The following is a 23,488-nucleotide window of genomic DNA, read 5'->3' on the forward strand; positions in this document are numbered from 1 at the left end:
TTCAGCTGAGGTGGTCGATGAAGTCGAAAAGCTCGCGGTCGTCCGCGGTTTCGAGACTGTCGGCGTTGCCGCCGAGGTCGATCTCGCCGGCGTCCTTGCCTTCGATCTTCCGCAACAGTGCGGTCAACCTGGATGCGATGTCCGATCGGTCCGCGGGTGACAGATCGGCCGCGGCGAAACTGCTTGCCAGCGAGTCGATCTCGGCCGCCATCCGCTCCGCGGGGTCATCGACCGGCACGATCTCCTGGCGGATGAAGCCGGCCAGTGCTTCCGGGGTGGGATAGTCGAACATCGCGGTCGTCGACAACTGCACACCGACAGCCGATTTCAAACGGTTACGGAATTCCATCACGCCGAGCGAGTCGAACCCGATATCGCTGAACGGCTTGTCCGGGGCAGTGGACTCCGCACTGGTGTGTCCGAGAACGGCCGCGGCCTGAACACGGATCACGTCGAGGACGATGCGTTCCTGCTCGGCCGTGGAGCGGCCGAGCAGTTGCGCCGCCAGATTCGGCGGCTCGCTCGTCCGGTCGCTCACCCGGCGGCGCGATGGCCGCGACAAGCCGCGCATGACCGGGCGCACATCGTCGGGATCTGCCTCGGCGAGAGCAGGCCGGTCGATCCGGACCGCCACGAACATGGACCTGCCGCCCTCCAATGCCGCGTCGAACAGCTCCATGCCGTCCTCGTCGCCCAGCGGAAGAAAACCTTCCCGCCGCAACCTGGCGAGATCGGCGTCGCCGAGGGCGCTGGTCATACCGCTACTCTGCTGCCACGGCCCCCAGGCAACCGACGTCGCGGGCAGACCGGACACGTGCCGGTGTTGCGCCAACGCATCCAGGAAGACATTGGCGGCGGAATAGTTCGCCTGCCCCGGGTTGCCGATCACGCCCGCGACCGAGGAGTAGAGCACGAACGCCGACAGATCCAGGTCTTCGGTGGCCTCGTGCAGATTCCAGGCCGCGTCCACTTTCGGCCGCAGCACGTCCGCGATCTGCTCCGGCGTCATGGTGGCGAGCAGGCCATCGGCCAGCACACCCGCGGCATGGACGACGGCGGTCAACGGATGTTCCGACGGTATCGCCGCCAGCACCGCGTCCAGTGCGACTCGGTCGGACGCATCGCAGGCGACCACCTCCACATGTGCGCCGAGCTCGGTGAGCTCGGCGGCGAGTTCGGCCGCGCCGGGTGCGTCCGGACCGCGCCTGCCTGCCAACACCAGCCTGCGCACGCCGTGCGCGGTGATCAGGTGGCGCGCAGCCACCGCGCCCAGTCCCCCGGTTCCGCCGGTGATCAGGACGGTGCCGTCCGTCCGCAACGGGGTCGGCACGGTGAGCACGTTCTTGCCGATGCCCCGGGCCTGACTGAGGTACCGGTAGGCTTCCGGTGCCCGCCGCAGGTCCCACGCGGTGGTCGGGTACGGCGCCAACGTCCCGGCGTCGAAGAGTTCGACAAGAGCGGCCAGGATCTCGTGGAGCCGATCCGGACCCACGTCCATCAGCATGAAGCTGTGGTAACGCACGCCAGGATGAACGGCGGCCACGTCGGCCGGATCACGTCGGTCGATCATGCCCATTTCGACGAAGCGGCCACCTCTCGGCAACAGTCGCAACGACGCGTCCACGAATTCGCCTGCCAGCGAATCCAGCACGATGTCCACGCCGCGACCGTCGGTTGCCTCGAGGAACTTCTGCTCGAAATCCAGGGTGCGCGAGTCGCCGATGTCCGAGTCCCCGAAACCCATGTCGCGCAGGACGTCCCATTTGGGCTCACTGGCAGTGACCAGCAGCCGCAGGCCCAGGTGTCGTGCGAGCTGCACGGCCGCCATGCCGACGCCACCGGTGGCTGCGTGCAGCAACAGTGTCTCGCCGGGTTGTGCTCCGGCCAGGTCGACGAGGCCGTGGTAGGCGGTCGCGTAGACGATCGGCATCGCAGCGGCCTGGGCGAACGACCACCCGCGCGGCATGGGCGCGAGCAGTCGGCGATCGGTCACCGAGACCGATCCGACACCCGAGATGAAGCCGAAAACCCGGTCTCCGGGCGCGAATTCGGTCACGTCGGACGCGACTTCGAGCACGATTCCGGCCCCTTCGCCGCCAATTCGGCCCTTCGCGTCGGGATAGGTGCCGAGCGCGATGAGCACGTCTCGGAAGTTGAGGCCGACCGCCCGCATACTCACCCGCACCTGCCCTGGTCCGAGCGCTTCCGCTGCACTCGGATGCTCGTTCAGGCTGTAGTTGTCTGCGGTCAACGTGCCCTTGCCGAGCAAGGTCAGCGCCCACGGCGAGTTGTTTCGCGACGCGACCCCGAGCGGATCCGAGCCGCCGCGGTTCAACCGCGGCGCATGCGCCACCCCGCGCCGCACAGCCAGCTGGGGTTCGCCGGCTGTCGCCAGAGCCAGTGCCACGCAGGGCCGATAATCCCGCCAGGCATCGACGTCGACGAGGAGAATCCGGTCCGGGTTCTCGCTCTGCGCCGTGCGCAGCAGACCCGACGCCGCCGCGGCGGCCAAGTCCACCGGCTCGCCGGGATGCACTGCCACCGCATGCCTGGTCACCACGACGATGAGCCGGTCCTGTGTCAGCAGCCGCTGCACCCGGTCTCTCAGGTCGGTCACCAGATCCCGCACCGTCGCAGGAAGATCGCCGTCGCCGACCGCATCGTCGAGCCGCAACACCGTCGCGCTCCGTCCTGCGATCGTGACGGTTTCACCGTCATCGGCGACGCTCCAGGCGTCCGCGACGGTGAGTTCGCCCGCGGGCTCGGGCAACGCGACCCAGTCCAACTCGTAGCCGGCGCCGTCCGCCCGACGGTGCGTCGTGCCGAGCGCATCGGTCGACAGGGGTCGCAGGGTCAGCACCCCTACCTCGGCCACGACTATGCCCGCCGGGTCGGCGAGGGTTACCGCGATCCGCTCACCCCCAGGCCCGGAGCCGGTGGTCGCCGCACGAACCCGCAGGGCGGTCGCGCCCGTCGCGTGCAGGGCGACGTTCTCCCACGAGAACGGGACGACGACCGCACCGGCTCGCGTGTCGGGAACCAGCCCACCGAGCAGGATCGCGTGCAGCGCGGCATCCAGCAACGCCGGATGCACGCCGAATTCCGCGACCTCTGATCGAGCGGACTCCGGCAACGCGACCTCCGCGAACACCTCACTGTCGCGCTTCCATACGGCAGTCAGTCCCTGGAACGCCGGTCCGTACTCATAGCCGCGCTCGGCCAGATCCGCGTAGGCATTGTCGATCGCCATCGCCATCGCACCCGCAGGCGGCCAGTTCACCAGACCGGTGCCGTCCGTCGTCGCGTCCGAGCCGACGGTGACCGTCCCGACCGCGTGGCGGACCCACTGTTCCGAATGGTCACCGCGCGGGTCCGGATCGTCGCCATTCGAACGCGAGTACATCGACACCGTCCGGGCGCCGGTTTCGTCCGGTCCGCCCGCCACCACCCGCAGTTCGACGGTTCCGGCGGACGGCATCGGGAGAGGCGTTTCGATCACCAGCTCCGCCAGTCGTGGGCACTCCACCACCGTTCCCACGTGCAGGGCCAGCTCCACGAGGGCGGCGGCGGGCAGCAATGCCACCCCCATGACCGCATGATCGGCCAGCCAGGGATGGCCGGCTTGCGACAGCCTGCCCGTGAAAACCACGTCCTGGGAATTCGGCAGCCGCACCATCGCGCCCAACAGGGGATGTCCCGCATCGTCCAGTCCCGACTGCCAGATGTCCGGCGTTTCGACCGGCTGCGCCCAGTAGCGTTGATGTTGGAACGCATAGGTGGGCAACATCACCCGGCCTGTGGCACGCCCGGCGAACACCCGTGTCCAATCCACCGGCATACCCACTGTGTGCGTCTGCGCCAACGCAGTGACGAGCCCGACCGCCTCCTCGATCGATCGCCGGGACGGCGCCACCACTACCGACTTCGCCTCGATCTCGGGGCGCTGTGCCAAGCACTCCCGGGTCATCGCGGTCAGCACCGCATCCGGGCCCACCTCCACAAACCTTCGGACACCGGACTCGACCAACGTGTCCACACCAGGAGCGAACCGCACACAGCCACGCACCTGCTCCACCCAATACCCCGGATCGCACACCGCACTCCCGGCGAGATCACCGGATACGTTCGACACAATCGGCAACAACGGCTCCCGATAGGTCAACCCCTCGGCCACCGTACGGAACTCGGCCAACATCGGCTCCATCCGCGCCGAATGGAACGCGTGGCTGACCCGCAGCCGATTCGTCTTACGACCACCCGCACCGAACCGTCGCTCGACCTCATCGACGGCATCCGCATCCCCTGAGAACACCACCGACGACGGACCATTCACCGCCGCAAGCGACAACCGATCCCCATATCCGGTCAGCACCTCCGCCGCCTCGGCCTCCGACACGGCGACCGCCGACATCGCGCCGCCCTCGGGCAGCGCCCCCATCAACCGGCCCCGCGCCGCCACCAGCACACATACGTCCGACAGCGACCACACTCCCGCCACATACGCCGCCGCCAGCTCACCGATCGAATGCCCCGCGACCACATCGGGAGCAACACCGAACGACTCCAGCAACCGGAACAGTGCCACCTCGAACGCAAACAACGCGGGCTGCGTGAATTCGGTCCGACCCAACAACCCCTCCGGATCAGCGAACATCACCTCCCGCAACGACCGCCCCAACAACGGATCGAACTCCGCGCACACCTCATCCAACGCCGTCGCGAACACCGGAAACACCCCGTACAAACCCGCACCCATACCCACACGCTGCGCACCCTGCCCGGTAAACAGAAACGCCGCCTTACCCGAACCCGCAACACCATCAACCGACTTGGACGATCCCGCCCCGGAAGCAAGATCCGCCAAACCAGTCAACAACTCCTCCCGATCACGACCCAGCACCCCACCACGCCACTCCAACAGCGCCCTGGTGTCGGTCAGTGACGACGCCACACCCCACACATCCGCCTCCGGATGGTCGACCAACCACTGCCGCAACCGACCCGCCTGCGCCCGCAGACCCGACTCCGATTTCGCCGATACCAACAACGGAACGACGTCCGACACGGAAGCGGGGACCGCGTCACTCCCAGCGGTCCGCTCGACCGACGGGACAACGGCTGCGGGTGCTTCCTCGAGGATCACGTGCGCGTTCGTACCGCTGATCCCGAACGACGACACCCCCGCGCGCCGCACCCGATCGCCCGACGGCCACTGCTCCGCGTCCGACAACACCCGTACCGACCCCGCCGACCAATCCACATGCGGCGACAACGCGTCCACATGCAAGGTCTTCGGCAGGGTTTCGTGCCGCATAGCCTGCACCATCTTGATCACGCCGCCCACACCCGAAGCCGCCTGCGTGTGACCGATGTTGGACTTGAGCGCACCGATGCGCAGCGGCTCCGAGCGATCCTGGCCATAGGCGGCGATCAACGCCTGCGCTTCGATCGGATCACCCAACGTCGTTCCGGTGCCGTGCGCCTCGACCGCATCCACATCCGACGGCTCCAGGCCGGCATCGGCCAACGCCGCGCCGATCACCCGCTCCTGCGACGGACCATTCGGCGCCGTCAAACCATTGCTCGCACCATCCTGATTGATCGCGCTACCACGCACCACCGCCAGCACGTTGTGGCCGAGCCGACGGGCGTCCGACAGCCGTTCCACCACCAGCACGGCGGCGCCTTCCGACCACGACACACCATCGGCCGCCGCGGAGAACGACTTGCACCGTCCGTCGGGCGACAGACCGCGTTGCCGGGAAAACTCCAGGAACACCATCGGTGTCGCCATCACTGTCGCGCCACCCACCAACGCCAGCGAACTCTCCCCCTGACGCAACGCCCGGCACGCCACATGCAACGCCACCAACGACGACGAACATGCCGTATCCACCGTCATCGCAGGACCCTCCAAACCCAACGCATACGCCACCCGCCCCGACACCACGCTCCCCACGGCACCGGTCACGACATACCCCTCGACCTCGGGCCCAGCTTTACGCGTCACGGCCTCGTAGTCCTGGTACATCACGCCCGTATAGACACCGGTGTCGCTGCCACGCAACGATGTCGGATCAATGCCCGCGTGCTCCAACGCCTCCCACGACACCTCCAACAACAAACGCTGTTGCGGATCCATCGCGATCGCCTCACGGGGTCCGATCCCGAAGAAGCTCGCATCGAAATCGGCCGCGTTGGTCAGGAACCCGCCCTCTCCGGAGTAGGACGTCCCCGAATGGTCGGGGTCCGGATGAATCAGACGATCCAGCGGCCATCCACGATCCGACGGAAACTCGCTGATGGCATCCGTGCCCGACGACACCAGATCCCACAACTCATCCGCGGACTCGACACCACCCGGATAGCGGCAAGCCATACCCACGATCGCGATCGGCTCGTCCGCCCGAAGCCGACGCACAGTCTTCTTGACGGGTTCGCCCACCGTCTTCGGTTCGACGCGGGACTGCACCAGCTTCGCCACCGCCGCCGGGGTCGGATGGTCGAACACCAGGGTCGACGGCAACTGCAGGCCGGTGGCCTTGCCCAACCGGTTACGGAACTCCACCGCACCCAATGAATCGAAACCCAACTCACTGAACGGCTTCCCCGCCGGTACCGACTCTCCCGAGTCGTGCCCGAGCACCGCGGCGACTTGGTCGCGCACCACCTCCAGCACCACTTCGCCGCGCTGAGCCTCCGGCACCCCGGCCAGCCGGACACCCAACGAACCCGCCGGGTGTCCCGTCGTGGCCTGCACCGGACGCGCCGGACGCCGCGCGAATCCACGCAGCACCGCGGGCACCACTTCGGTCTCGGACGCGCGGCGCAGCACGCTCGCGTCGAACCGGATCGGAGCCTGCCGCGCATCGGCGCGCGCGACGGCCACATCGAACAGGCGCAGACCTTCGGCATCGGCGAGCTGTTGCAGACCCAGCCGCTCCCACCGCGCCAGCGCGGTGCGGTCCAGCTCGCCGGTCATCCCGCTGCCCTGGTTCCACGGCCCCCACGCCAGCGACGTCGCAGCCAGCCCTGCGGCCCGCCGCCGCTGCGCCAGCGCGTCGAGGAAGCCGTTCGCCGCAGCGTAGTTACCCTGCCCGGACATCCCGAGCACCCCGGCGATCGACGAGAACACCACGAATGCCGACAGGTCGCGGTCACGGGTCAGTTCGTGCAGATGCCATGCCCCGTCGACCTTCGGCGCCAACACCCGATCCACCTGTTCGCCGGTCAGTGTCTCGACGGTACCGTCGTCGAGCACCCCCGCGGTGTGCACGACGGCGGTTAATCCGACAGTTGGATCGATGGTGTCCAACAGCTTCCGCACCGCGTCGCGGTCCGCGATGTCGCACGCGACCACCCTGGTATCCGCTCCCGCCTGCGCCAGTTCGGCGACCAACTCGGCGGCGCCTGCCGCCTCGGGCCCCCGGCGGGAGGCCAGCACCAGCCTGCGCACGCCATGTTCGGCGACGAGGTGCCGGGCGAACAACGCACCCAGCCCACCGGTGCCGCCGGTGATCAGCACCGTTCCATCCCCCAACGACGACATCGCACCGGTGTCCTCCGACACGAACGCGCGCGTCAGCCGGGGAACCACAATCTCCGCACCGCGCACCGCGACCTGCGGCTCGCCTGCCCGCAGTACGGAAGCGATCCGATCAGCATCCAGCGGCCGGGCCGGGTCCTCGTCGACAAGGACGAACCGCTCCGGATTCTCCGATTGCGCACTGCTGAGCAGTCCCCACACCGCGGCGGCCGCCAGCCGCGGAACCTCACCGGACAGCCCCGCGCCGCCCGTCGTGACCACGACCATCCGGACATCGGACAGACGTTCCTGCGCAAGCCAGGATTTCAGCATCACCAGCGTGTCGTGCACTCCGGCCCGAACCGCTGCTGGATCGTCGGCGAGCGGCTCGACACCGGCCTGCCCCGAAGTGCTTTCCTCCGGGGAATGCCCGGTCGCCCGCCACACGATCACGTCGGGAACATGTTCGGCCGCAACGACATCGGCGACCGACGCATAGGACGCATCGATGCCGTGCACTGCCGTGCCCGCGAGCACAGCCATCGGCGGTGCGGACCGGTCGGCCGGTCCTACCGCGGTGTGCTCCCAGCGCACCTCATAGAGGCTCGCCTCGTCACCGGACAGGGTGCTCCGGAATTCCTTGACGTCATACGGACGCATCACCACCGCATCGACAGACACGATCGGATTCCCGTCCGGATCGACGGTCGCGACGGAGATGGTCTCCGCTCCGGTAGCGATCGCGATGACCCGAAGTGACGTCACTTCCGCAGGCCATTCGCCGTCTGTCGTCGGCTTGTGTAATCGCGCACCGCCCCACCGGAACAGCAGTTTGCCCGCGTCCGGATCCTCGTCCGCATCGCGCCACACCAGCCGCGCGAGGCCGGCGTGCATCACCATATCCAGCAGGGCCGGGTGCAGGTCGAAGCGTCCCGGCTCCGCCGCCACCTCGGTGTCCAGTGCGATTTCCGAGAAGACCGCGTCGTCGCGTTGCCACGCGGCACGCACACCGATGAACGCGGGACCGTACTCGAGCCCGGAGCCCTTCGACATCTGCCCCGGAATCCAGGTGCCGGCCACGGGTTCGGCGTCGGCCGGTGGCCATTCCTCGTCCCGCAGCCGCGACAGCAACGCCGAGTCGCCGTGCCGCTGCGCCGCGAGCGCCCCGGTGGCGTTGTGGATCCATTCGGTGTCGGACGAGTTGCGGAAGTAGAACTCGAACTGCCGTCGTCCGGTCGCATCCGAGGCTTGGACCAGCACCTGCAGCTCGATCTCATCGTTGTCGGTCGGCAGAATCGGTGCCTGTAACGTGAGTTCCTCGACCACCCCGCAACCGATCCGGCCGCCGGCGACGAGGAGGAACTCGACCAACGTCGCACTCGGCACGACCACCACACCGTAGGTCGTGTGGTCGGCCATCCACGGATGAGTACGCAAAGACAACCGGCCGGTGAACAGCCATTCGTCGGTACCCGCCAACGGAAGCACACCGGTCAGGATCGGATGATCCGATGACTCCGGCGACGCGGCAGTCCCATGGGGACCTTCCGGCGACAACCAGAACCGGCGATGCTGGAAGGCATAGGTCGGCAACGGAACTCGTCGTACCTCGTGGCCTGCGAATAGTGGATGCCAGTTGACTCGCGCGCCTGCGAGATGGGCCTGTGCGAGCGAGGTGACGAGGTGTGTCACCTCGTCGGTCGACCGCCGGGAGGCCGCGGCCACCCATGGGGCCGACTCGGCCTCCTGGTCCTCCAGGCACCGACGGGTCAACGCGGCCAACACCGCGTCCGGGCCTACCTCGAGGAAGCGGCGCGCACCAGCCGCGGCGAGAGTGTCCACGCCTGGTGCGAACCGGACACAGCCCCGCACTTGCCGCACCCAGTACTCCGGGTCGGTGACCGCGTCACCGGCGAGCTCACCGGACACGTTCGACACGATCGGCACGCTCGGCGATTCGTATGTAATGTTTTCGGCCACCGACCGGAACTCCGCCAGCATCGGATCCATCCGCGCGGAATGGAAAGCGTGGCTGACCCGCAGCCGATTCGTTTTGACTCCGGTGCCCGACAGCTGCCGCTCGATCTCCTCGATCGCGTCGGCGTCTCCGGACAACACTGTCGATGAGGGGTCGTTCACCCCCGCGATCGACACTCGGTCGCTGAAATCGGCGACGATGTCGGCCGCTCGTTCTTCGCCGATCGCCACGGCGAGCATCGCGCCACCGTCGGGCAGCGCGCCCATCAACCGGCCCCGCGCTGCTACCAGCGCGCAGGCATCCTCGAGCGACCACACGCCGGCCACATACGCTGCCGCCAACTCCCCGATCGAGTGCCCGATCAGCAGATCCGGTGTGACACCGAACGATTCGATCAGCCGGAACAATGCCACCTCGAACGCGAACAACGCGGGCTGGGTGTACTCGGTCCGGTCCAACAACCCTTCGGTGTCGGTGAACATCAACTCCCGCAACGACCGCCCCAACAGGGGATCGAACTGTCCGCACACCTTGTCCAAGGCCGCCGCGAACACCGGAAACGCGCGATACAACCCCGCGCCCATTCCGGCTCGCTGTGCCCCTTGACCGGTGAACAGGAAAGCCGTCTTCCCCGCTGCGATCTGTCCCTCGATGACCGAAGACGACCCAGCGCCCGAAGCCAGAGCCGCGAGACCTGCCAAGAGCTGTTCTCGATCGGCGCCGAGGACCGCGCCACGGTGGTCGAAGTGCCCGCGTGCCTCGATCAGGGAATACGCGACATCGGCGATATCGAGTTCAGGTCGTTCGATCAGCCACTGCCGCAAGCGATCCGCCTGTGCGTGCAGCGCGTCGGCGGATTTGGCCGACAGTAGCAGCGCAACCACGTCGCCGACCATGGTGGGTTCAGAGCCTGCCCCGGTATGCTTTTGGCCGGAGTCGCCGCTGGGGCCGTCGCCGCGCGACATTGCGGTCGAGGGCGCCTCTTCGAGGATCACGTGTGCGTTGGTGCCGCTGATGCCGAACGACGACACCCCGGCACGGCGGACTCGGTCGGAGACGGGCCACGGCTCGGGCTCGGTCAGCAACCGCACCGATCCCGCCGACCAGTCCACATGCGGACTCGGCGCGTCCACGTGCAATGTCTTCGGCAGGGTTTCGTGTCGCAGTGCCGCGACCATTTTGATGACGCCACCGATACCCGCGGCCGCGACCGCGTGGCCGATGTTCGACTTCACCGACCCGATCCGCAGCGGCTGGCCGCGATCGGATCCGTACGCGGCGATCAGTGCCTGGGCCTCGATCGGATCACCCAACCTCGTTCCGGTGCCGTGCGCCTCGACCGCGTCCACATCCGCCGACTCCAAGCCGGCATCGGCCAATGCCGCCGCGATCACCCGCTCCTGCGACGGACCATTCGGTGCGGTCAAACCGTTACTCGCACCATCCTGATTGATCGCGCTACCACGCACCACCGCCAACACGTCATGACCCAAGCGCTGCGCATCCGACAGCCGCTCGAGCGCCAGCACCCCCACGCCTTCGGACCACGTCACACCGTCGGCGGCGGCGGCGAACGCCTTGGACCGCCCATCGGGCGCCAACCCCCGCTGGCGTGCGAAGTCGACGTACAGACTCGGGCTCGCCGACACACTGACCCCGCCCGCCAGGACCAGGGATGCCTCGCCCCGGCGCAGCGTCTGGCAGGCCAGATGCAGCGCGACAAGCGACGACGAGCACGCGGTATCGACCGTGACCGCGGGCCCCTCCAAACCGAAAAGGTAAGCAACACGCCCGGATACCACGCTGATCGAGGTCCCGGTCAGGCGGAAGGCTTCGTACTCGCCGCTCACCCCACGCGAGTAACCCGACGAGGAAGCACCGACGAACACGCCGGTGTCGGTGCCACGCAACGAGGCAGGGTCGATCCCCGCGTCCTCCAACGCTTCCCAGGAAACTTCCAACATCAGCCGCTGCTGCGGATCCATCGCGGCCGCCTCACGCGGACCGATACCGAAAAAGCCGGCGTCGAAAGCGCCCGCATCGGAAAGGAATCCACCTTCCCGGCTGTAGACAGTGCCCGGCTTGTCCGGGTCCGGGTCGAACAACCGCTCCAGATCCCATCCCCGGTCCGACGGGAACGGCGTGATCGCGTCCCGGCCCGCCGCGACGAGGTCCCACAACTGCTCGACCGATCCGACACCACCGGGGAAACGGCAGCCGATACCGACGATCGCGATCGGCTCCTCGGAACGAGTCCGGCGGGTCACCCGCCGCACACCGAGTTCCACGCCTTCCAGGCGCGAACGCACCAACCGTGCCACCGCCCTCGGGGTCGGGTGGTCGAATATCAGCGTCGTCGGCAACTCCACCCCGGTGGCCGTCACCAACACATTCCGCAGCTGTTGTCCACTCAGCGAATCGAACCCGAACGCGGTGAACGGCAAATCCGGATGCACGGCCTCCGACGAATTGTGGCCGAGTACCACCGCGGCCTGCTCGGCCACCACCGCGAGCACCAGCGCGTCGCGTTCGTGCTCGGCAACGGCCAACAGCCGTGGCGCCAGCGGACCCGCCGTGACAGCACGCTGCCGCCGCGACGCAGAAACACTACGTTGCGGCGACGGCAGCGAATCCACAGACAGCACACCCGCAGACGCAGGCTCGACCGGTTCGACCGGTTCGACCGGTTCGAGCATCAACTGTTTGATCGTGAGGATCGGTTCACCGTCCTCGGTGAGGGCCGTGACCCGGATCGTGTCCGCGCTCACCCGGTCGATCCGGACCCGCGCCGCTTCCACGCCGCCGCGATAGAGTCGAATATTGTTGAACGACAACGGCATCCACGCGCCGTCGGCGGTGTTGTCGAGCACCTCGACGCCGGCGTGCAGCATCGCGTCCAGCAACGCCGGATGAACGCCGAAACGCCCGGCGCGGTCACCGACGGTCTCATCGAGCGACACTTCGGCGAATACCTCGTGACCGCGTCGCCAGGCCGCCGTGACTCCCTGAAACGCCACACCGTAGCCCACGCCGCGCTCAGCCAGGCGGTCATACAGTTCCTCGGCTGCCACCGGCTCGGCCGCCGCGGGCGGCCAGTCGCTTCCCGACCACAACGGCGTGTCCTCGGCGTGCGGGGCGAGAATGCCCGTCGCGTACTGGCGCCATTGCGGGATGTCGCCGTCGGATACTGCGGCCCACCCCTCACCCCAGGGCTGTCCCCCGCGCAGCTCCGCGCCGTCAGGACGGGCGTGGATCGTGAACCTCCGCCGCGCGTTCTCGTCCGGCGCGGCGACGCTCACCTGGATGTTCAACCGCGCGGCGCGCGGCGGAAGTGGTGAGGAGAGCCGCAATTGCGTCACCGAGTCCGCACCCAAGCGGGCGCCGACGCTCAGCGCGGTTTCCAGCCACACGGCGGCGGGCACCACCCTCGACCCGAACACCACATGGTCAGCCAGCCACGGGTGGATCTCAGGCGTGAGACGGCCGGTGAACAACCATTCGTCCCGGCCTGCCACCGACACCGCGGCGCCCAGCACCGGATGGTCCGGCCGGATCAGCCCGGCACGGCTCACATCGCCCGGCCCCATGCCTGCCACGACCCCCGGCGTCCAGCACTGCCGCCGCTGGAACCCGTAGGTCGGCAGATCCACCCGCGCGGCCGGTGGCGCCAACACCTCCGGTGTGACGTCGATACCGACGCAGTAAGCGTGTGCCAGCGCGGCGGCGAACTGCTGCGGACCGCCATGGCCGCGCCGCAGCGTGCCCAGGACAGCCACGTGGTCGGCTTTGCCGATCGAGTCCGCTGTCAACTCGATCGCTGTGGAAACCACCGGGTGCGGGCTGGTCTCGACGAATACGTTCAGCTCCGAGCGCATCAACGTCTCGATCGCTTCGGCGAACCGCACCCGCTCGCGCAGCCCTCGATACCAATACCCGGCATCCAACCCTGCCGTGTCCACGAATTCCGCGGTCACGGTCGAGAAAAACGGAACCGAACCCGTTCTCGGTCGAATCGGCGCCAACTCCGCCAGCACCCGATCCCGAATTCGTTCCACCGCCACCGAATGCGACGCGTAGTCCACCGGAATCTGCTTGGCCCACACCCCGTCGGCCGCGCATCCGGCAAGAAACTCACTCAACGCGGCCGACTCGCCCGAAACCACGGTCTGTCCCGGGCCGTTCACCGCCGCGACCGACAACCGATCACCGAACACCACCAAACGGTCCGCCACCGCCTCGGCCGCCGAACCGACCGATACCATGCCCCCCGAACCCGCCAACACCTCCGCGACAGCACGAGACCGCACCGCCACCACTCGTGCCCCATCAGCCAACGACAACCCGCCGGCCACCACCGCCGCCGCGATCTCCCCCTGCGAATGCCCGACCACCGCGACCGGCTCCACCCCACCAGCCCGCCACAACCGCGCCAACGACACCAACATCGCGAACAGAACCGGCTGCACCACATCCACCCGATCCAACGACGCCGCACCCGCCTCCCCGCGCAGCACCGCCGTCAACGACCAATCCACGAACGGCGCCAACACCGCCTCACACTCCGCGATCGACTCCGCGAACACCCCACCCGACGCCAACAGCTCCCCACCCATCCCCACCCATTGACTCCCCTGCCCCGGAAACACGAAAACCGCCCGCCGGGACGCAGCACGACCCGTCACCACATAAAGCTCGTCCTTGTCCGGTCCCGCCACCGGATCGACCAACCCCGCCAACCCCGCACTCATCCCAGCGACGTCATACCCGACCACCCCACCCCGCCACTGCAGCGCCGTACGCGAACGCGACAACGAAAACGCCACATCACCGGCACCGGCCTCCGGATGATCGGCCAACCACTCCCGCAACCGAACAGCCTGCTCCCGCAACGCCTCCCGACTCTGCCCCGACAACACCCACACCAGAGGCCGCGAACCATCCGCGGTTGTGGTCGCTTCGCCTGCAGCCGCCGCAGGCGCTTCCTCCAGGATCACATGCGCGTTCGTGCCACCCATACCGAACGACGACACCCCCGCCCGGCGCGGCGCGGCGGTATTGATTGCGGCGCTCGCACGGCCCTCGCGGTTACGCTCGGCTGCCGCTTCGGGCCCACCGCTCGACGCCGCAGTAGACCAGTGCTCCGCCACGGTCTGCACCCGCAACCCGAGCGCGTCGAGCGGGATCCGCGGATTCGGGGTGTGAAAGTTCAGGCTGGGCACCAATTCCCGATACCGCAGCGACAATGCGGTCTTGATCAGACCCGCGATCCCCGCGGCGCCTTCCAGATGTCCGATATTGGTCTTGACCGAACCGACGGCCAACGCCGCGCCCGCGGGCCGCCGGACGCCATAGGTCTCACCAAGAGCCGTCGCCTCCACCGGATCTCCTGCGAGCGTGCCAGTTCCGTGCAACTCCACATAATGTACCGACGCCGGTTCCACGTCCGCGGCCGCCAGCGCCGCCCGAATAACATTCGTCTGCGCCGCCACACTCGGCGCGCTCAACACCTGGCGCGCGTTGCCGCTGTTGACCGCACTACCACGGATCACCGCGTAGATCCGGTCGCCATCGGCGACCGCTCGCGCAAGCGGTTTGAGCACGACAATGCCGCCGCCTTCACCACGCACCGTGCCATCCGCGCGTTCGTCGAACGTATAGCACTTTCCCGACGGCGAGTGCGCGCCGAATTGTTCGTAGCGCTCACCACTCAACGGCGAAAGAATGAGATTCAGCCCGCCCGCCAACGCCACATCGCATTCGCCACTGCGCAGCGATTCGCATGCCAAATGCACCGCGACCAGCGACGAAGACTGCCCACTGTCGACGACGATACTCGGGCCGGTGAACCCGTAGTAATTGGAGATCCGGTTGGCGGCCACCCCCCTGCCGACGGCCGACAACGAATGCCTACCGACACCGGATTTGCCTTGCGACGCCACAATTTCGGCGAAATCGGTGCCAATGCTGCCCAGGAACACCCCTGCACGCGCGCCGTTTCGGTCTCCATAGCCCGCGTCTTCCAACGCCTCCCAGCTCAGTTCGAGACCGAGCAGCTGCTGCGGATCGATCGACCGCGCCTCATTGGGCGGCACACCGAAGAAGTCGGCATCGAATTCCGACGCCGAACCAAGGAACCCGGCCGTCTCATCGATTCCCGGACGGTCGGCAGGAGCCGATCCGACAGCGTCACGACCATCGCGCAGCAACCGCCAGAAGTTGTCGAGGTCGGAAGCGCCCGGCATCCTGCACGACATTCCGACAATAGCGATCTCATTCGCTGATACGACCATGGGATTCCTCTATCTCGCCTCACGGGATGCCAAGAATTTCGATTTCGTGCTCATGAACTTCTCGGCTCGGGGCCGCCGCGCTCCGCGAGCCAGCGTCGTATCTCCTCCGCCGCGGCCGAAGACGCCGGTCCGATGATCGAGAAGTGATCCGCATCGACCTCGACCGTCTCGCCTGTGTGCATCCACCCGGCCATCGGCTCGGCGAGATCCAGCCCGGGCAGCGGCGTCGAAGCCCGCAGGTTGAATGTCGGCGCGGCGATGGACACCGGCTGCCGTTCATCGAAGATCTGCATGTACTTGGCCATGGCGACCAAGCCGTGATCACCGATCTGGGCCATCTCGTTTCCGAGATCGAGCACCGAACCAAGCGCGCTCGTGAGTACCCGCCGACCTTGCTCCGCGTCGTCCGGCGAATAGGCGTCGAGCAAGATAACCCCCGCGGGCCCGCGCCCGTTCTTCTCCAGTCGGTGCGCAAGTGCGTGGGCGATCGCGCCGCCGATCGAATAGCCGACGAGCACGGGCGACTGCTGGTCCTCGATGCTTTCCACGGTGGCCGCCAAGGAATCCAACAATGCATCCCATGACGCCGGCAGCGATTCCCCGGGCCTGGTTCCCGGGAGGCGTAGCGCGGCGATCATGCGGTCGGCACCGAGTTCGCGCGCCAATCGACCGAACTGGTGTGGTCCGGTGCCGACGACGAACGACGGCACACAGATGAGCAAAGGACCGGACGTGCCCCTACTCAGTGGTATCGGCGTCGGCTTGACGGATTCTTCTGCGGCGACGGCGAACGTCTCGACGAGCTTGGCGCTCTCCAGCAGCATCGGTATCGCGGCCTCGACTCGACCGCGCCGATGCGCGGCCGACACCAGATCGGTGAGCCCGCCCTGGATCCCCGCGTCCATGGCACGCTCGACGGAAGTGTCAGCCATGCCCGGCGTGGGTTCCGCGATCCGCAAGAGGAGATAATCGGCCAGCGCACGGGCGGTGGGATGGTCGAAGACAAGAGTGGAAGGCAGCGGCAACCCCGTGGCCTTGGCGAGCCGGTTACGGAACTCGACTCCCGTCAGCGAATCGAATCCCAACTGCGGGAACGGGGCGTCGGGATCGATCATGTCCCGGGACTCGTGTCCGAGGCTGGCGGCGACGTGTTCCCGGACGACGGACAGCACGACACCCGAGATGTCGGCTTGGGGTGTGGACGCCAGCCGTTGCGCCAGCGACCGCACGCTCTCGACGTGCCGTGTCGAGACGGTGACCAGGGATCTGAGCGTTCTGGGCAGCGATCCCGCGGTCGCCTGTGTGGTGAGCACCGCCATGTCGAGACGCACGCCCGCGATCGTCGGGAGGCCGACGGCAAGGGCCGCGTCGAGCAGCGCCGTCCCGTGGTGATCGTCGAGGGGGACCAGGCCGTCTCGACGCATTCGCGCGAAGTCGGCGCCGGTGAGAGCGCTGGTCATGCCGCTGGTGCCACGCCAGGGACCCCACGCGACGGATATCGCGGGCAGGCCCTCGCGGTGGCGGTGCTCTGCCAGCGCGTCGAGGAACGTGTTCGCCGCCGCGTAATTCGCCTGGCCCGGACTGCCGAGTGTGCCCGCGATCGAGGAGTAGAGCACGAACATCGACAAATCCAGATCCTTGGTCGCCTCATGCAGATTCCACGCGGCGTCGACCTTCGGGCGCAACACCATCGCGAGCTGCTGCGGTGTCATATCGGCGAGCAGGCCGTCGGCCAACACTCCCGCCGTGTGCACGATGCCGGTCAGGGGATGCTCGGGCGGGATGGCCGACAACAGCCCGTCGAGCGCTGCCCGGTCGGCCACGTCGCACGCGACCACGTCCACACGTGCACCGAGCGCGGTCAATTCGGCCGCGAGGTCCGCGGCGCCGTCGGCGTCGAGACCGCGCCTGCTTGCCAACACCAGCCTCCGCACGCCGTACTCGGTGACGAAGTGTCGAGCCGCCACCGCGCCAAGCCCACCGGTGCCGCCGGTGATCAGAACCGTGCCGTCGGGTCGCGGCGGCGATGGCACGGTGAGCACGTTCTTGCCGATGTGGCGGGCCTGGCTGAGGTAACGGAAAGCCTCCGGCGCCTGCCGCAGGTCCCACCCGGTGACCGGGAGCGGGGCCAGCACGCCGGTGTCGAACAGGTCGCCGAGGACGCTCAGAATCTCGCGCACCCGGTCAGCGCTGACTTCATTCAGATGGAAACCCCGGTAAAACACTCCCGGGTGATGCTCCGCGACGTCGCGTGGGTCGCGACGATCGGTCAACCCCATCTCGAGGAAGCGCCCACCGCGCGGCAACAGTCGCAGCGAGGCGTCCACGAATTCACCTGCCAGCGAATCGAGAACGATGTCGACACCACGACCGTCGGTGACCTCGAGGAACTTCCGCTCGAAGTCGAGCGTGCGCGAGTCACCGATGACCGAGTCATCGAATCCCATGCCGCGCAGCACATCCCATTTGGGTCGGCTGGCCGTCACCAAAAGGCGCAGTCGCAGGTGGCGTGCCAGCTGCACGGTGGCCATACCCACGCCGCCGGTCGCGGCATGCAGCAGCAACGTCTCGTCCGGTTTCGCCTCAGCCAGGTCGACCAGGCCGTAGTACGCCGTCACGAACACCACCGGTATGACGGCGGCCTGAGCGAACGACCAGCCTTGCGGCACCGGCGACAGCAGCTTTCGGTCGGCAACCACGATCGAGCCGATATCCGGGACGAACCCGAAAACCCGGTCGCCGGGGGCGAACTCGGTGACGTCAGAGGCCACCTCCAGCACCACTCCGGCGCCTTCGCCCCCGATGGCGGCGTCCGCGTCCGGATACATGCCCAGGGCGATCAGCACGTCACGGAAGTTGACGCCCGCCGCACGCAGGCCCACCCGAACCTGACCTGGCCCGAGCGCACCCAACGCGGCGGGCTTCCCGACCAGAGCGAGATTGTCACCGGTCAGAGTGCCCTTGCCGAGCTGAGTCAATGCCCACGCCGGGGCATGAAGCAGATCACTCGCACCCACGATGTCGCCTGCGCCCCGGCTCAGCCGTGGCGCATACGGCACGCGCTGCCGCAGCGCAAGCTGGGGTTCGTCCGCGATGGCCAACGCTGCGACGGCACCGGCGCGGTAGTCCTGCCAGTGGTCCACGTCGACGATCGCGAGCCGACCAGGATTCTCGTTCTGCCCGGCACGCAACAGACCCCATGCCGCCGCGGCGACGAGATCCACCGGTTCGCCGCTATCCAGCGCGACCGCACGCCTGGTCACTACGACGATCCGCTCATGCCGCGCGAGGAGTTCTCCCACCCGCGCCGCTATCTCGACAAGCCGACCGTGAACCGCACCTGGCACGTCCCCGTCCGCAGACCGGTCCTCGACTCGCAGCACGCCCGCCGACTTGCCGTCGACGACCACCGTCTCACCCTTGTCCGTGCTTGCCCAATGCTCGTCCGCGATTTGCTCGGCCGCGAGGAACCTGCCCGACTCAGACGCGGATAGCGAGACCCAGCGCAGCTGGTAGACGCCTCGGCCTGCCGCAGCTGGCCCGGGCTCGCCGACGGTGGCGATCGGGATCGGACGCAGGCGCAAGGCAGCGACCTCGGCCACTGGCTCGCCCTGAGAGTCGGCCAGCGTCAGGGTGATCTGGCGATTGCCCGCCTCGGACTCGGCCGCCGTCAGCCGGACCCGCACCGACGCGGCTCCGACGGCGTGCACGTCGACGTTTTCCCACGAATAGGGGACGAGAATCTCGCCCGGCACGGCGGGCTCGGTCAACCCGCCGAGAGCGATCGCGTGTAGTGCCGCATCCAACAACGCCGGGTGCACCGCGAATCGGTCCGCCGACGGCTGTGCCTGATCCGGCAGATTCAGCTCGGCGAAGACCTCGTCGCCACGCCGCCAGAGCGCGGTCAACCCTTGGAACAGCGGTCCGTAGCCGTAACCGCGCTCGGCCAACTCCGCGTAGACATCACCGATCTCCACCGGCAGCGCTCCGACCGGCGGCCAACTCGCTGTCATCACCGTCAGCCCGACCTGCGACGACGGCGACTGCGCGACAAGAGTCCCTGTCGCATGGCGAACCCACTCCGCCCGGTCTTTTTCACCATCGTGTTGCGGGCGCGAATACACCGATACGACTCGTGAGCCCGCATCATCAGGTCCGGCCGCCATCACCCGCAGCTCGACGGCGCCCACCGACGGCACGATCAACGGCGCGGCCAGGACCAGCTCGGCCAGCCGTGGAAGGCCGACCATCGCTCCGACATGCAACGCCAACTCCACGAACGCCGTGCCCGGCACCAGCACTGTCCCGCCGATCACGTGATCGGCCAACCACGGGTGACTCGACAACGACAACCGACCGGTCAGCACCACCCCCTCGGATCCCGGCAGCCATGCCGCCGCGCCCAACAGCGGATGCTCCACACCGTCCAGGCCCGACGTCCGGACATCCCCTGTGCTTGCGGCAGCCAACCAATAGCGCTGGTGTTGGAACGCATAGGTCGGCAACGGAACCCGCCGCACCCCACGGCCTGCGAACAGCGGACGCCAATCCACCCGCACACCCGCACCATGCGCCTGCGCCAGAGACGTGACGAACTGCGTCACCTCATCGACCGATCGCCGGGCAGTCGCAGCCACCCGCGAGGCCGACTCGATCTCCTGATCCTCGGCCAGACACCCACGCGTCATAGCCGCCAACACCGCATCCGGACCCAGCTCGACAAAACGCCGCACACCAGCCTCGACCAGAGCACCCACACCCGGCGCGAACCGGACACAACCCCGAACCTGCCGCACCCAATACTCCGGATCGGTCACCGCATCCCCGGCGAGCTCACCGGACACATTCGACACAACCGGAAACCTCGGCGACTGGTACGCGATGCCTTCAGCCACCACACGGAACTCGGCCAACATCGGATCCATCCGCGCCGAATGGAAAGCGTGGCTGACCCGTAACCGACTCGTCTTGACCCCACTGACCAAGAGCCGCCGCTCGATCTCCTCGATCGCATCGACATCCCCCGACAACACCGTCGACGACGGACCGTTCACCGCCGCGATCGACACCCGATCACCGAACCCGGCAACCACATCCGCCGCTCGTTCTGCACCGACCGCCACAGCCAGCATCGCCCCACCCACCGGCAACGCGCCCATCAACCGGCCACGCGCGGCCACCAACGCACACGCATCCGACAACGACCACACCCCGGCCACATACGCAGCCACCAACTCCCCGATCGAATGCCCGATCAACACATCCGGCGACACACCGAACGATTCGATCAACCGGAACAACGCCACCTCGAACGCGAACAACGCAGGCTGAGTGAACTCTGTCCGATCCAACGCCCCCTCCGCGTCAACGAACATCAACTCCCGCAACGACCGCCCCAATAAGAGATCGAACTCCGCGCACACCTCATCCAACGCCGCCGCGAACACCGGGAACACCCGATACAGATCCACACCCATACCAACACGCTGAGCACCCTGCCCAGTGAACAGAAACGCCGTCTTACCCGAGGCGATCTGCCCCTCGATGACGGAGGACGTCGCGTCGCCCGAGGCGAGATTCGCCAGACCGGCCAACAGCTGCTCCCGATCGCGACCCACGACCGCACCGCGCCAGTCCAACAGCGCCCGCGACGTCGTCAAGGAATGCGCCACATCCCACACGTCCGCTTCCGGATAATCGATCAGCCACTGTCGCAACCGATTCGCCTGGGCGCGCAGCGCCGCGCTCGACTTGGCCGACACCAGCAACGGCACCGCATCCGCCACGCGAGAGGGAACCGCGTCACCCACCTCGGTCCCCGCAATCGACGGGACAGCGGACGCGGATGCTTCCTCGAGAATGATGTGCGCGTTGGTACCGCTGATCCCGAACGACGAAACCCCCGCCCGACGCACCCGCTCACCGGCGAGCCAGGGCTCTGCCTCGGTCAGCAAGCGCACCGACCCCGCCGACCAATCCACATGCGGCGACGGCGCATCCACATGCAACGTCCGCGGCAACATCTCGTGCCGCAACGCCTGCACCATCTTGATCACCCCACCGACGCCCGCAGCCGCCTGCGAATGCCCGACATTCGACTTCAACGACCCGATCCGCAGCGGCGCCGCACGACCCTGCCCATACGCGGAGATCAACGCCTGCGCCTCGATCGGATCACCCAACGGCGTCCCGGTCCCATGCGCCTCCACCGCATCTACATCCCCGGGCTCCAACCCCGCGGCTGCCAACGCCGCCGCGATCACCTTCGCCTGCGACGGACCATTCGGCGCCGTCAAACCATTGCTCGCCCCATCCTGATTCACCGCCGAACCCCGAATGACAGCAAGAACGTCATGCCCCAACCGTCGCGCATCCGACAACCGCTCCAGTACCAGCACACCCACACCCTCAGCCCAGCCCACACCATCCGCCGACGCCGAAAACGCCTTGCACCGCCCATCACGCGACAAACCCCGCTGCCGCGAAAACTCCACAAACAAGATCGGTGTAGACATCACAGTCACACCGCCTGCCAGCATGAGCGAAGTCTCCCCGCGCCGCAGCGACTGGCAGGCCAGATGGATTGCCACCAACGACGACGAGCACGCCGTGTCCACCGTCACCGCCGGGCCCTCCAAGCCCAACGTGTACGCCACCCGCCCCGACACCACGCTGCCCGACGAACCGGTACCCGCGTGCCCCTCGGCGGCCGGACCCGCCGCCCTGGCCGTGTGCCCGTAGTCTTCGTACATCACCCCGGCGATCACGCCCGTGTCGCTGCCCCGCAACGACGACGGATCAATGCCCGCGTCCTCCAAGGCTTCCCACGACGCCTCCAACAACAACCGCTGCTGGGGATCCGTCGCCGACGCCTCACGCGGGCCGATCCCGAAGAACCCCGCGTCGAAATCGCTTACACCGCGCAGAAAGCCGCCCTCCCGCGTGTACACCTTCCCGAACCGGTCCGGATCGGGATCGAACAACTCCTCCACGTCCCAACCCCGATCCGCCGGAAACTCGCCCACGGCATCCGAACCGGAGGCGACCAGATCCCACAACTGTCCTGGCGACTCGACTCCACCGGGGAAGCGGCAGCTCATACCTACGATCGCGATCGGTTCGTTCATCCGCTCCCGCAGCTGCGCGAGTTCGTCGCGAGTCGTCATGAGCTCGACAGTGACCTTTTTCAGGTACTCCAACATGCGGTCGGACGAATCGCCAGTGCTTGTGTCCACGTTTCACATCCAGGGTATTTCGAGGTTGTCGAAGAAGCCGGTGACGCGGGCCCGCGAGCTACCGATACCGTTCGGTCAGGCGTCGGTGCAGAGGCGGCGACTCGACGAGTCGCCGACGGCGGCCGTTCTCTGCGCAATGTCTCGCCGGCTCGGCTACGGGCGGGCGCGTTTGTGTATCGGCAGACTATCGGCCATCGATTTCGGCGCACCGCGCGTTTCGACCGGAATAGGTTGCTCGACAGTTACCAAGACGTAGTCCATGCGGACGTTTCCTGCGGTGAAAGGTGCGACGGCAACATCGTAGGTATTACGCGACTCGCCACCCCCAGCCCGTGCTTTACTTCCCCCGTCCAAAAGACGAAATCAGCGCTCATTCGATATCTCTCTTCGCCAAGCAAGCCGCAGGAAATGCGCTCACACGACAGCGTGCGTGCTGGGCGGTCGCCCAAGTTTCCTGCTG

The 23,488-nt window shown here is 67.5% G+C and carries 2 protein-coding genes and 1 pseudogene; all 3 read right to left on the reverse strand.

Features of this window, described 5'->3' with window-relative positions; translation table 11 throughout:
* Window position 1 precedes the first annotated feature (1 nt).
* Complete coding sequence (locus OHB12_RS08790; protein WP_327117882.1) at window positions 2-15,793, reverse strand: SDR family NAD(P)-dependent oxidoreductase; 15,792 nt, start codon at window positions 15,791-15,793, stop codon at window positions 2-4.
* A gap of 50 nt (window positions 15,794-15,843) precedes the next feature.
* Window positions 15,844-20,352: an SDR family NAD(P)-dependent oxidoreductase gene (locus tag OHB12_RS36200; protein ID WP_442800079.1), complete on the reverse strand. Its 4,509-nt coding sequence runs from the start codon at window positions 20,350-20,352 to the stop codon at window positions 15,844-15,846.
* Window positions 20,353-20,358: 6 nt separating this feature from the next.
* Window positions 20,359-23,001, reverse strand: a pseudogene (locus OHB12_RS36205) (type I polyketide synthase); the annotation flags it as partial.
* Window positions 23,002-23,488 lie beyond the last annotated feature (487 nt).

Origin of the sequence: Nocardia sp. NBC_01730, from assembly GCF_035920445.1 — a bacterium.
Taxonomy (GTDB): Bacteria; Actinomycetota; Actinomycetes; order Mycobacteriales; family Mycobacteriaceae; genus Nocardia.

Coding starts and splice junctions, on each gene's coding strand:
- OHB12_RS08790 (WP_327117882.1), bottom strand. CDS start 15,793: ATGGTCGTATCAGCGAATGAGATCGCTATTGTCGGAATGTCGTGCAGG.